The sequence below is a fragment of the Rhodoferax sp. TS-BS-61-7 genome (assembly GCF_002943465.1).
In the GTDB taxonomy this organism is placed as follows: domain Bacteria; phylum Pseudomonadota; class Gammaproteobacteria; order Burkholderiales; family Burkholderiaceae_C; genus Allorhodoferax.
In genome coordinates this window covers 116529-129095 of record NZ_PTQY01000010.1, presented here as the reverse complement: position 1 = coordinate 129095, position 12567 = coordinate 116529, and the positions used below count along the sequence as shown (strand labels likewise).

General features: G+C 62.6%; 8 protein-coding genes. 2 read left to right on the top strand and 6 right to left on the bottom strand.

Features of this window, described 5'->3' with window-relative positions; translation table 11 throughout:
- Window positions 1-134 precede the first annotated feature (134 nt).
- The 6 genes from C5F53_RS19790 to C5F53_RS19765 all read right to left on the bottom strand — a co-directional run bounded on the left by C5F53_RS19790 (window position 135) and on the right by C5F53_RS19765 (window position 10998).
- Window positions 135-1421: a restriction endonuclease subunit S gene (locus C5F53_RS19790; RefSeq protein WP_161499963.1), complete on the bottom strand. Its 1287-nt coding sequence runs from the start codon at window positions 1419-1421 to the stop codon at window positions 135-137.
- Window positions 1422-1522: 101 nt separating this feature from the next.
- On the bottom strand, window positions 1523-2980 hold the full coding sequence (locus tag C5F53_RS19785; protein WP_105263128.1) for an N-6 DNA methylase: 1458 nt from the start codon (window positions 2978-2980) through the stop codon (window positions 1523-1525).
- A 336-nt stretch (window positions 2981-3316) separates the two neighbouring features.
- Entirely contained in the window at window positions 3317-6799 is a 3483-nt protein-coding gene (gene hsdR / locus C5F53_RS19780; RefSeq protein ID WP_105263127.1) for a type I restriction-modification system endonuclease, read from the bottom strand.
- A gap of 168 nt (window positions 6800-6967) precedes the next feature.
- Complete coding sequence (locus tag C5F53_RS19775) at window positions 6968-9571, bottom strand: DEAD/DEAH box helicase (protein ID WP_105263126.1); 2604 nt, start codon at window positions 9569-9571, stop codon at window positions 6968-6970.
- Between the two features lie 81 nt (window positions 9572-9652).
- Complete coding sequence (locus C5F53_RS19770) at window positions 9653-10360, bottom strand: VOC family protein (protein WP_105263125.1); 708 nt, start codon at window positions 10358-10360, stop codon at window positions 9653-9655.
- 74 nt (window positions 10361-10434) lie between these two features.
- Entirely contained in the window at window positions 10435-10998 is a 564-nt protein-coding gene (locus tag C5F53_RS19765) for a C40 family peptidase (RefSeq protein ID WP_105263124.1), read from the bottom strand.
- Between the two features lie 217 nt (window positions 10999-11215).
- Here C5F53_RS19765 and C5F53_RS19760 point away from each other — a divergent pair, with 217 nt between their 5' ends.
- Both C5F53_RS19760 and C5F53_RS19755 read left to right on the top strand, forming a co-directional pair.
- A complete protein-coding gene (locus C5F53_RS19760; protein ID WP_161499962.1) occupies window positions 11216-11884 on the top strand; it encodes a TetR/AcrR family transcriptional regulator in 669 nt (222 codons plus the stop codon).
- Window positions 11885-11953: 69 nt separating this feature from the next.
- The gene (locus tag C5F53_RS19755; protein ID WP_105263122.1) at window positions 11954-12562 is read left to right on the top strand and encodes an isochorismatase family protein; all 609 of its coding nucleotides are present in this window, start codon (window positions 11954-11956) and stop codon (window positions 12560-12562) included.
- Window positions 12563-12567: the final 5 nt, after the last annotated feature.

The following is a 12567-nucleotide window of genomic DNA, read 5'->3' as shown; positions in this document are numbered from 1 at the left end:
GCTGAGGTGGTTGTGGGTCATTGGCAAACCTGTCGGTGTAGGAACCAAAAGGCTAACCAATTCACTCCATCCTCAGCCCTTCGTCATGCGCTCATGAGGTGTCGCAATTCGATTTGGAAATCAAGATTTGACACTTAAACAGCGGCGGAAGCCGCCCTGCGGCCCTTGCGGGGGCTGGCGGCGGCGGGGGCTTGGGCCAGGCGGCGCAGCAGATCGGCTGCCGGTTCGTCATTCGGGTCTTGCGGCACCAGCTCGCCGCGAAAGGCTTTGGCCAAGAGCGCGGGGGTAAGGCGGGTGGCGGCGGTCTGGGCCTGGGCCAGGCGGACTTCGAGCCGGTCGGCGAAGGCGAACAGGGTTTCTACGCGGCGGACAATTTCGGTTTGTTCTTCGATTGGTGGGGCGAAAACTGGGTACTTAATCAAGTGATCTTTGTTGACCCCATCTTGTCCAGCCGTGCGATCTGAGCCAGCCTCGACATATCGCAGCAGGTCCGGCTTCTGTAAAAAGTAGAAAAGGTAGTCGTTGCTATAGATGTCTTGGCGTGGAACTGCCTTCATCAATGCAACGTTGTACGCACCCTCAAGGCCCCGCAGTATCTGAAATATTGGCGGGCCATAGCGACCGATCATTACGTCGGAGCTTGAGCAAAAGCGGCGAGCCAACTCACGGGGAATGTGCGTCTTGTATTTGTCGGACTTGTAGTCACGAATTTGTATCAAGCGAACATAGCCGTCCAGTTCAACGTCCGAGAAAACGGCTTTCGGAGGTTGGCTTCCTCCAACCAAATCAATAGCCTGATCGAACCGCATCGCTGTCCAAGTTTTTGGGGCCGTGACGGCGTGTGCGTAAGGGATAGTCAATTCAATCGATTGGTATTCGAGGGCGCTTGCTCCTGTCCTCGTTTTGCGCCAATCCTCCGTCAACCGCCCCGAGGTGGCGGCGGCGAGGACGGATTGGCGGAAGCGTTTGAGCAGGGGGGCGACGCGGGCCAGGCGGGTGTTGACGGCATCTACGCGAGTGAGGACGGTGTCGAGTTTGTCGGCGATGCGTTTTTGCTCTGCAGCTGGTGCCACCGGAATCACTTCAGTTTGAAGTAAGTCCTTTGGCACTCGCTTAAGGCCAACGGAACCAGTCATCGCAAGGGCTGCACGTTTTCTGAAAGCCTCTGTGCTGAGCCAGCCCAAAAGGTAGCGCGCATCAATGCCGGTGGATGGTCGAATTACGAAAAACTCACTACTTCCCGCGCCGATGCCATTCGGCAAATTAGCTGCAATCCCAGCCTTCCCGTTTTCAAAGCAAGGCGTGACCTTCGCCATAAGAACGTCGCCATTTTTGAAATGGGTATAGGCCTTCTTTACATCGCCCCAGGGGCGTGACTCGAATTTCAGTGGCGTACGAAATGAAGTACCGAGTGCCTGCATGGGGGCAAAACCGCAGGTTACCGAGTCTTGTTCGTCCGTCTTTGGGTTGAGCATTGCCAAGTTGAGCAATGTAGCTTGCGTCCACCCATTTGGAAGTGCACTCATTGCACTTCCCCCAACTCCGCCAAGATCGCTTCCAACTCCGCCACCGCAGCATTCAACTCGTCCACTGCCACCCGCGCCAGCACGGCGGGCTCGGGCAAATCAGCGGCGTCTTCGGCGTTGTCGTCTTTGAGCCATGCAATGTCCAGGCTGTCGCCGCGCTCTGACGCAATCCACTCGCGGCTGAAACGGCGAAAGCGGCCTTGTTCGCCCTGGTCTTGGCGTTCGGCTTTGCCGTTGGGGTCGGTGCCATAGGCGGCGATGAAGTCGGCAAAGTGTGCGTCGGTCAGCGGAGTGCGTTTGCCAAACTTGGGGGCGTTGGCGCGCATGTCGTACACCCACACGGCGCTGGTGCTGCCGGTGGCGGCCTGGCTCACCTTTTCAAAGAACAGCACATTGGTTTTGACGCCTTGGGCGTAGAAGATGCCGGTGGGCAGCCGCAGGATGGTGTGCAGGCTGCACTTGTCCATCAGGTCGCGGCGCACGTCGGCGCCCACGCCGGCTTCAAACAACACGTTGTCGGGCAGCACCACGGCGGCGCGGCCACCGTCGCGCAGGTGGCGCACGATGTGCTGCAAGAAGGCCAGTTGCTTGTTGCTGGTGGCAAAGGTCAGGTCGTCCCGCGTGGGGCCGCCGCCGCCTTTGGCTGTGCCAAAGGGCGGGTTGCTGAGCATGAGGTGGGCGTTCTTTGGCAACGCCGCACCGGCTTGGCCCAGGGTGTTGCCGACGTGCACCACGCCTTCGTCGTCGCCCTCCATGCCGTGCAGCAGGCAGTTCATCAGCGCCAGGCGGCGGGTGCTGCCCACCAGCTCCATGCCCAGAAAGGCGTTGTTGCGCTGGAACTTGATCTGCTTTTGCGTCAGGTCGTAGAGGTCGTTGGTGTGGTCTTTGATGTAGCGGTCGGCCGCAATCAAAAAGCCTGCGGTGCCGGCTGCCGGGTCTTGCACGGTCTCGCCGGGCTGGGGTTGCATGAGCTGCACGATGGCATCAATCAGCGGGCGGGGCGTGAAGTATTGGCCGGCGCCGCTTTTGGTCTCGGAGGCGTTTTTCTCCAGCAGGCCTTCGTACAGGTCGCCCAGGCCGTCTTGCCGGGCGCTGAACCAGTCGATGCCGTCCAGGCTTTTGACCAGCTGCTCCAGGTGGCGCGGCTCTTTGAGGCTGGTTTGCGCATCGGCGTAGATGGCAGAGATGAGCCGGTCCGGGCTTTGGCTGAGCTTGAGCAGGGTTTCGCGGTAGTGGTTGAGCAGGTTCAGGCCGCTGCGACTGGTGAGCTCGGGCCAGCGGGCGTAGTCGGGCAGCTTGTGGGCTTGCAAGATGCCGCTCTCGGCATTCTCGTGCTCCATTTTGATGAAGAGCAGCAGCACCAGCTCGGTGACGTAGTCGCTGTAGTTGATGCCGTCGTCGCGCAGCACGTCGCACAGGTTCCAGAGTTTCTGGACGATGTCTTGGGTGGCCATGGGGTGTTTAGAGCGCGTAGTCTGAGTAGAAAGAGAAACCCCTCACATGACACACCGCGCTTGCGCCGGGGACAGAGGTGGGGGGCATATTGCTGTCAAGTTTGCCACAGCCTGCATTTGGACCATTTTGAGAGCGACTATCTGGAAATGGTGACGCACAGCAAGTTGAATTTCGTCAGAATAATCCATAGGAATCAAATGCTTACGACAAGTTGGTAATCCGATTAAGTTGAAATCAAGTCGGTTGAAATCTGCGATTTCTTTCCGTCCAATATGGATTTTTGTTCCGTCCAAAACAGCATTGAACGTGCGTCCAATCTTGTACTGTCGTCCAATTCAAGCCACCTGCGGCCACAAATAGGCCGTAATTTCGCCCAGCACCGGGTCCAACTGGCCGCCCAGCAGTTTGTCGAGCTGTTTGGCGCCGCCGTCTTGGGCAAAGGCCTGGTTGACGAAGGTGTGGTCGATGACCAGCTCGTGGGTGAGCTGTTTGGCCAGCCGGTCCAGCCACTTGCGTTGCACGGGGGTGAACGGGTGGGTGGCGTAGAGCTTTTGCAGGGCCTGCTTCACCCGCTCGTCAAACGGCAGCAGGGCTTCGCCCAGTGCGGCCTGGCGGATGTAGCCCATGATGCCGGCGGCAATGTCCTGGTTGCTTTGGCTGCGCCAGGCGGCTTGCAGGCGGGCTTCGCTAAAGCCTTTGCCGTCTAGCAATAGGCGCACTTCTTTGAGCTGTTCGCGGGTCAGGTCTTTGGGCCGGTTGACCACCACGGCCAACGCGGCGCTTTGGTTGATCTGCTCGCGCACAAATTGGCCAAAGCTTTCCAGGTAGTCCTGCGGTTTGTAGTAGTCGCCCCAGCTTTGCTCTCGGGCTACAAACTGGTCTTTGTGGGTGGAGAGGATGGGGCGGTAGGCGGTGCCCATGAGTTCGCGCACTTCGGCCAGTTGGGTGAGTAGCTGGGTGTTGTGGCGCAAAAAGTCGGCCGCCGCTTGGGGGCCGTGGTCGCGGCCCAACTGGTGCAGGTGGCGGTGCAACTGGGCGGGTGGCACGCCCCATTGCTGCTCCAGCGTCTCTAGCCGGGCTTTGAGGGCTGGGCGTTTGTCGGCCTTGTGCTGGGCGCTGCGCAGCACGCGCATGAGCTTTTGGTTCAGCTCGTCCAGCACGTCGTGTGCGTGGCTGCGGCCCGGCGCGTTGCCGGGGGCGGTGTAAGCGGCGGGGTTGTTGAGCTCGTCCAGCAACTGCTCCATGTCCACTTGCGGGTTTTTCACCAGCGGTTGCATGGTGTTCACGTCTTGCAGCGTGGCGTACAGGTCTACCGGGTCGTAAATTTTGAAGACGGTTTTGCCAATGTCATCGCAGCGGCGGGTGGCGCGACCAATCATTTGCTCGTACAAGATGCGTGACTTGACCCGGCGCAGGAACACCAGGTGGCAGATGGCCGGCACGTCGATGCCGGTGGTGAGCAGGTCTACGGTGACGGCAATGCTGGGGAAGCGCTCGTTCTTGTAGCGGCGGATGAGCTGGTCCACCTTGTCGGACGCGCCGGTGATCTTCTGCACGGCGGCTTGGTTGTATTGCTCGCCGTAGATGCCTTCAAATGCCTGGCCCAGCAAGCGCACCACCATGTCGGCGTGGGCGTCGGTGGCACAGAAGACCATGGTTTTTTCTTCACCCAGCGGGTCCAGCTCCTGGGCCAGTTGCTCGCAGATGATGCGGTTGAAGTCTTCGTTGATGACGCGGCGGTTGAAGCTTTCCACCTCAAAGTGCAGCTCGTCGTCCAGCTCGGCAGCTTCTATCTCGCCGGTGCTGAGGTTCAGGCTCTCCACGGTGTCGCCCTTGGCGAAGTGAATGCCGTGTTTGCTGAGCAGAGTCTCGTAGCGGATGGGCGGCTCGTAGTCGATGAGCCAGTCGTCGGCCACGGCTTCGCGGTAAGAATAGGTGTAGACCGGTTTGCCAAATATCTCGCTGGTGTGCTGGGCGGGCGTGGCAGTCAGGCCGATCTTGGCGGCGTCAAAGTAGTCGAGCACGCGGCGGTAGCTGCTGAGGTACTGGGCCGGGTCGCGCAGGGTCAGCTCGCCTTCGGTCATGTCCTGGTCCAGCGTGTAGCCGCGGTGGGCTTCGTCCACGATGATGCAGTCGTACGCGTCCAGCGGGGGCGGGTTGTCGCTGCCAAAGATGCGCTTGACCATGGCTTGCACGGTGGCCACTTGCACGCGGGTTTCGGCTTCGGCAGCCATGTCGCCCAAGTCGGCAATGTTGTAGATCTTGGACAGGGGCTGGTCTTGCTCCAGCGGGGCTTCGTTGAAGTTGTCCATGGCCTGGTCGCCCAGGGCGGTGCGGTCCACCAGAAACAAGATGCGGCGAAAGCGCTCGGCTTTTAAGAACCGGTACATCAGGCCAATGATGGTGCGGGTTTTGCCGGTGCCGGTGGCCATGGCGAGCAGGCAGTTGGTTTGGCCGCTGGCCAAGGCGGTTTCTACCGCCGAGATGGCTTTGACCTGGTAGTCGCGCAGGCGCAGGTAGGCAAAGCTCTCTTGCGCCAAGCGGGCTTCGGCGTCCGCGCGGGAACGGGTGAGCTGGTCTACCAAGCCCTGCGGGGAGTGAAAGCCTGGCAGCACCTTGCGCAGGTTGGCGCTCTGGCGCACGTCGCGGTGCCAGGTGCCGCTGGCTTCGGGGCTTTGCTTGATGAGCGGGCGGCCATTACATGAGTACACGAACGGGAGCTGGAAATTGCCGCCTTCGCCATCGGGCCAGGGTGCGGCGCGTCCCTCCGTAGCCCAGGCGGGCTGATGTTCTGCGGCCAGTTGCATGCCACGGGCATAACGCTCCGCTTGCGGAATCTTGCCGGCCACGTTGGTGTTGAGCCGTTTGGCCTCTACCGCCGCAATCGGGGTGAGCCCGGCAAAGAGGATGTAGTCAGCGCTTTGCTTGCCTTGGGTGGGCCACTCGGCAATGGCTTTGTTTTTGCCTTTTTCGGGACGGCTGCCTTTGGCGTGGGTGCTGTGCACGGTGTTGGCGTCCCAGCCGGCGTCGATGAGCAGTTGGTCGATCAGCAGGCGGGTGGCGGCTTCGTCCATCTGCACTTGCTGGGCGGCCTGGGCGGCTTTGCTGGCGAAGGCTTGGGTGGCGGCAGCTTCGGTTTGCGCAGGGCTTTGGGCGATGCGCTGGTCAAACTCGGCTTTGAGTCTGGCGTAGTTTTCGCTGGCGTCCGTGGCTAACGCTTCATAGATAGCGCGTTCTTCTTGGGCGCGCTGTGCCATGGCGCGTTCTTGGGCTGCAGCGGCCTCTAGCAGTTGGGCCACTTCTGCTTGGTTGCTTTGCGCGGCCTGGGCGTCTTGCAGGGCTTGCTGCAGTTGGGCCAGCTGGGTTTGCAGGGCATGCAGCTTTTGGCTGGGGTCGTCCGGCAGCACAAAGGGGCCGGGCTTGAAGTTGGGTTGCTGGCCAAAGGTGCGGTGGAACCACAGCGCCACTTCGCGGGCGACCTTCAGCGCCTCCAACCCTTCGCGGTAGCCAATGGCGTGGTCGGCCTGGTGGGCAGCTTCGTTGCCGCGATGGCGCAGCAGATGAAACATCTGGCGCACTTGCGGGTCCAGCCCCAGGCGGGAATCTACCGCGCGCAGCAGCTCGGCTTGGGTGGGCTGCTGCAGGCGCACGCCCAACCGGGCGGCCATTTCTTGGGTGAGTGATTCGGCCAGGATGCGCAGCTTGAGTACGCAGCTGGCGGGGTCAAACGGGAATAGCCGTTCGGCGGTGGCGCCCAGATCGGCCAGCAGTGGAGAGTGCTGCGCCAGAAAGTGGAAGTTGCTGCTGCTTTGGACCATGGGCTCCCTGCGGATGGACAAGTGCTCGGCGTCTTGGGCGCTTTGGAGCGGTGAGTGGCTGTGGGCTTATTGTGCAGTGATTCCTGTAGCCTCTAGTGGGCTTCGGATTGCTATGGTTTCAGTAGCTGCTCGCGCATATTCCACGGGTGTTAGAGGCCAGTTTGATGCCTAAATTCCCTCCGCCCGGCTTCCGGTCCGCCCCCAGCGCCGCGCGGCCTCTTCCGGCGTTTGCCCCTGTTCCATAAGCGTCCCCAGCGGTGCCAACAGCGCTTGCAAGTCGGCCTCGTCAAATTTGGCGGCGCCCTCAGCGTCATGGCCGAGCACGCTGTCGGACAGGGCGAGTTTGCGGGCCTGCAGTTCCAGCATGCGTTCTTCGATGCTGCCTTCCACCACCAGCTTGTAGACGAACACCGGCTGGTCCTGGCCGATGCGGTGGGCGCGGGCGGTGGCTTGTTCTTCCACGGCGGGGTTCCACCATGGGTCCATGTGAATCACGGTGTCGGCGGCGGTGAGGTTCAGGCCCACGCCGCCGGCTTTCAGGCTGACCAGCAGCACGGGCACTTCCAGGTCTTGGAAGCGCTGCACGACCTGGCCGCGTTGGGCGGGGCGGGTGTTGCCGGTCAGGCTCAGGAAGGGCATGCGCAGTGCGGAGAGCGCATCGGCAATCAGCTCCAGCAGCTCGGTGAATTGTGAGAACACCAGTACGCGGCGGCCTTCGTCTACCAGCGGGACTAACAAGTCGGTGAGCGCGTGGAGTTTGGCTCTTTCCATGTCGGGCGCGAGGTCACTGCCCTTCACCAGATAAGGATCGCAACACACCTGCCGCAGCTTGAGCAGCGCATCGAGGATGCTGATCTGCGCGCCGGCAAAGTTCTGCCGTTGCAGCACGCGGCGCACCTGTTTGTCGGCGGCCACGCGTACGCTTTCGTACAGCTCGCGCTGGCGGCCCTGCAGGTGCACGCGCTGGATGACTTCGGTGCGCGGCGGCAGCTCGGTGGCCACGTCTTGCTTGCGGCGGCGCAGGATGAAGGGGCGCACGCGCTGGGCGAGCAGGGCGGCGCGCACCGTTTCGCCGTTCTCTTCAATCGGCTTGCGCCAGCGGGCGGCAAAGCTGCGCTGGTCGCCCAGAAAGCCGGGCATCAGCCAGTCGAACTGCGCCCAGAGCTCGCCCAGGTGGTTTTCCAGCGGGGTGCCGGTCAGGCACAGGCGGTGGAGACTTTGCAACTGGCGCAAGGCGCGGGCGCTGCGGCTGGCGGCGTTTTTGACCATCTGGGCTTCATCCAGAATGACCAGATGAAAAGGCTGCGCGGCCAGCGCATCAATGTCGCGCCACAGCAGGGGGTAGGTGGTGAGCACCAGGTCGTGCTCCGGCATGTGGGCAAACAGTGCGGCGCGGTCCGGGCCGTGTAGGTTCAGCACGCGCAAATCCGGCGCCATGCGACGGGCCTCGGCCTGCCAGTTGAACAGCAGCGAGGTCGGCAGCACCACCAGCACCGGGCGGTCCAGGCGCCCAGCTTGCTTCTCCAGCAGCACATGGGCCAGCGCCTGCGCGGTTTTGCCCAAGCCCATGTCGTCGGCCAGGATGCCGCCCAGGTGTTGGGCCCGCAGGTATTGCAGCCAGGCCAGGCCTTCCAGTTGATACGGGCGCAACTGCACTTGCAATCCCGCGGGCGCCGCGACCGGCTGGGGCTGGCCGATGGTGTGCAGGCGTTTGGCCAGCGTGGCCAGGCCCGCGTCGCCCTCCATCTGCCAGCTTTGGTGGGCGCCCACGCGCGAGACGTCCAGCAGGCTGGCGCGCAGGGCGTTGATGCGGCGGGCCTCCCACGCGCCCAGCTGGATGGGGCCTTTGGGCGCCATGCGTTGCGGGTCGGTCAGCAAGTCCACCATGGCGCCGACGATGGCTTTGAGCGGGCCGGCTTCGGCGTCGATGCGCTTGCCGCCCGGTGCGCGCAGCGACACGGTGGCCAGGTCGTCCAGCGAGTCGAGGTAGTTGCGGATCAGCCAGCGCGGGTCGCGTTTGATGAGGTTGGCCAGTATGGGCGCGAGGTCCAGCGTTTCGCCGTCAATCTCTATGCCCAGGCTCAGCAGCCATTCACCTTCGCGCTCGGGCAGGGCCAGTTTCTCCACACCGCGGGCCGGTTTCACCAGTGGGCTGTCCAGCTCTTTGCCCAGCACCTCACCGGTGTCGGGGCTGAGGATCAGCTTCCAGCGCTCCACCGGAACACTCTCATGGGCGAAGCCGGGCTTCACCACCACCACCCAGCCTTGGGCCTGCAGCTGGGGCACCTGGTCGGCCCAGAAGTCGCCAAAGTGCTCTTCCTGCGGCAGCGTCCACACGCTGCCCAGATGCGGGCGCTGCTTCTGGCTGCGCCACTCGAAGGTGGTGTCCACCAGCGGCACAAAGCCCATATCCCACACCGCGTCCATGGCGTCGGCCTCAGCCAGCAGGTTGCGCTGCAGGCGCACCACCGGGCCGCCGGTGTCAAACAGCTCTTCCACCTCGGCCGGGCGGCTGTTGAGGATGGAGGTGGGGGCCGGTGTTTCCCAGCGGTCGTCCGCCGCGGTGCGGTAGGTCCAGTCGAACTGGGCCAGCGTCACGCTGTCACCGCGTGGGCCCAGTTTGCCTTGCGGCTTGAGGCCCAGCAGGCCCTCGCCGCGGCCCAGCGTCATCAGCGTGATGCGGGGGCGGAACTGGCCGATGACGGTGCTGTCAGCACCGGGCTCTGAGTCGCTTGGGTCGGCAGGCAGAGGTGGTGTGCGCTTGCGATTCATGGTCGAAATGGTCGCTAGCGCAGGTGGAGTATGCGCGAGCAGCTATCAAAAGAAGAGCAAATGCGCGTCAGTTTCCACAGGTTAAATGCCCATGCTGTTCAGCGTGACCAGGCCCTTGGGCGTTTTGAGCGTGGCGCTCAGGCTGGCCGGGCCTTCCGTGATGGCCACGCCCTCCAGCCCGATGGCGGCATAAGCAGCCTGCAGTTTGGCCGCACTGGGGTGGCTTACCGCGATGCTGTCCAGGCTAACGCGGCTGCGCGGCAGGCTGTTGCGCGGGTGCAGGCGCAGGGGCTCGGCTTCATCGGGCTTACCCCATTGAATGAGCGTGGGCAGGCAGCCTTCAAACAGGCGCAAGCCGTCTTCGCGCACCGTGATCTGCCAATGCAGCACACCTTTGCGGGAGTGGCGGCTGGCCGGCATGGCCGGGCCGCGCTCAATACCCAGGGTTTTGAGGGCGATGCGGGAGGCCTGCAGCTCATCGGTGCCGGCCACAAAGTGCACCAGGCGCGGTTCCTTGGCGACAGCGGCGCGTAGCTCGGAGTTGTCCAGGTCGAACCAGCGTTTGGCGTGGGGGTTGGCCGGGCCTTTGGCGCTGGGGTTGATGGCGATGATTTCAAAGTACGCCAGCGGGTGGGCCGGGGTGGCGATTTTGAAGAGTTTGTTGTGGGTGCCGAACTGGGGGTGGTCGCCGCCAGCTTCCGGGGTCAACCCCAGGGTGGCTTCGCACCATTGCACACCTTGGTCCAAGGTGTGGGCGGCAACAACGAGGTGGTCTATCTGTGTTTTCATCGCCAGAACATACCACCTTGGCCGGTGGCCTGGCCCCGATTGGCCGAAACCTGCTGCGCCAACGCGCTGCAGGCTTAGCGGTTGGCGGCGGCCGCTGCGGTGCTGGCGGTGGTTTCGTCGGCGCTGACGCGGCGTGCGCCGTCAAAACGCTTGGCCCAGTAACTCACGCCCATGTCTTCCACGCGCACTTCGGCACCGGGTTTGGGGGAGTGGATGAATTTGCCATTGCCGACGTAAATGCCCACGTGGCTGAACGTGCGGCGCAGAGTGTTGAAGAACACCAGGTCGCCGGGCTTGAGGTCAGTCTTGTCGATCTTTTGGGTAGCAGCGGCTTGTTGTTCGGCTTTGCGCGGCAGCACCAGTCCGGCGGTTTGCTCGTAAATGGCGCGTACAAAGCCGCTGCAGTCAAAGCCGGTGTCGGCGTTGGTGCCACCGCGTTTGTAGGGCACGCCCAAAAAAGCCATGGAGTTCATGACCAGCTCGGTGGCGCGGGCCTCCACTTTTTCTCCAGCAGCGCTGATGCGGGACATGAGCCCGCGTTCCGCCATGAAATGGCCCATCTCGTCAGCCGTGCCTTGCGGATTGGCGTGCGCACAGGCGCAGGTCGCAAGAAGGGTGCTGAGGAGGATTTTTCGCATGTGGCGCACTCTAGGGGCAGGGCCAGGACTTGTCAAGCAATGTGACTTCTCAGATTGCCTTTCTAAGTGCTTGATTCATAACAAATTACTCCGTATGAGTTGAAGTGTATGTAATTGTGTGTATTTAAATTTGAACAATGTTCGATATTTAAAACTGATAAATTTTTGAAGAACAAGGTTTGTAATAATTGCGCTCAGTTCAATGGAAGGTGGTCTCGTGAGTGATTCCCGGCGGTCCAGGCAGGAGGCGATGGCGCAAACCCGGCGTGACCTGGTGCTGCGCGCCGTGCGCCAGGCCGTGGCAGAGGGCGGTGTTGCCAGCGCCAATGTGCGCGACATTGCCGAGCGGGCGGGTTACACCGCGGGTGCCTTGTATGCCTACTTTCCCGGCAAACAGGCCTTGTTTGAGGCGGTGTTGGCAGACAGTGTGTCGCGTGCGCAGGCCGCAGCCCAGTCGGCCAAGGTGGTGCGGGGTGCGCCCGAGGGCGCATTTGCGGCGCGTGCCCAGGCCTGGTTTGCCTACTTTCTGGCGCATCCGGCCGAGGCGCATCTGCTGTTACATGTCTTGTCCAGCGACGGGCGGGGCCTGGGGCGCATGGGGGAGGGGCTGGCCACGCTGCTTCTGGATTCGCTGGCGCCCGTTACCCAGGCCTTGCAGGCACTGGGCTGCAGCCCAGTGCTGTTGCAGCGCGAAACCATGGCCTTGTTGTCCATGGCGGTGGGCGTGCTGCTGATCCACGATCCCAGCAAACTCAGCGGTACCAATGCCTTGGCCGTGGAGGCACTGGCCGCCTATATAGAAAGTGTGCAGCTGCGGTTGGCCGCGGTAACTGCCCAGCCCGCCGCCGCGCCCGAGGCGCTGGCCCAGGTGGATTTGTTCGGCTAAGACCCGGTTGCCGGGCTGGCGTGGCGCAGGCTGGCGGTTATGCTCACACGCAACGCAAGGAGAACGGCGATGTTGATTGAATTGGAAGAGAGCCAACTGGTGCTGGTGGACTATCAGGCCCGGCTGATGCCGGCCATGTTTGAGCAGGCTGCGGTGCTGGCCAACGCCGTGCGCCTGGCGCAGTGGGCGGCGCTGCTGGAGGTGCCCGTGGTGTACACCGAACAAAACCCCAGCGGCCTGGGGGCCACGGTGCCCGAGCTGGCATCAGCGTTGCAATCGGCAAACGCACGTTTGCTGAGCAAAATGCAGTTCAGCGCGGTGGAAGAGGGCTTGGGCGAATGGCTGCGCCCACCGGCCAAGCCGGTGCAGGGCAATGCCCGCAGCCTGCCCAAACACTTGCAGAAACCCGCGGCTTCTGAGCGTGGCATGGTGGTAATTGCCGGTTGTGAAGCCCATGTCTGCCTGCTGCAAACAGCCTTGAATTTGCTGGAAGACGAGTTTGATGTGTGGGTGGTGACTGACGCCTGCACCTCCCGCACCGAGCGCAACCGCGACGCCGCGTTTGACCGTCTGGCCGGCGCGGGCGCCGAGCTGGTGACCACCGAGATGGTGGGCTTTGAGTGGTTACGCTCGGCAGAACATCCTGCCTTCAAGGAAATGCAAGCGCTTATCAAATAGCGCAG

Coding starts and splice junctions, on each gene's coding strand:
- C5F53_RS19790 (WP_161499963.1), bottom strand. CDS start 1,421: ATGCAGGCACTCGGTACTTCATTTCGTACGCCACTGAAATTCGAGTCA.
- C5F53_RS19785 (WP_105263128.1), bottom strand. CDS start 2,980: ATGGCCACCCAAGACATCGTCCAGAAACTCTGGAACCTGTGCGACGTG.
- hsdR (WP_105263127.1), bottom strand. CDS start 6,799: ATGGTCCAAAGCAGCAGCAACTTCCACTTTCTGGCGCAGCACTCTCCA.
- C5F53_RS19775 (WP_105263126.1), bottom strand. CDS start 9,571: ATGAATCGCAAGCGCACACCACCTCTGCCTGCCGACCCAAGCGACTCA.
- C5F53_RS19770 (WP_105263125.1), bottom strand. CDS start 10,360: ATGAAAACACAGATAGACCACCTCGTTGTTGCCGCCCACACCTTGGAC.
- C5F53_RS19765 (WP_105263124.1), bottom strand. CDS start 10,998: ATGCGAAAAATCCTCCTCAGCACCCTTCTTGCGACCTGCGCCTGTGCG.
- C5F53_RS19755 (WP_105263122.1), top strand. CDS start 11,954: ATGTTGATTGAATTGGAAGAGAGCCAACTGGTGCTGGTGGACTATCAG.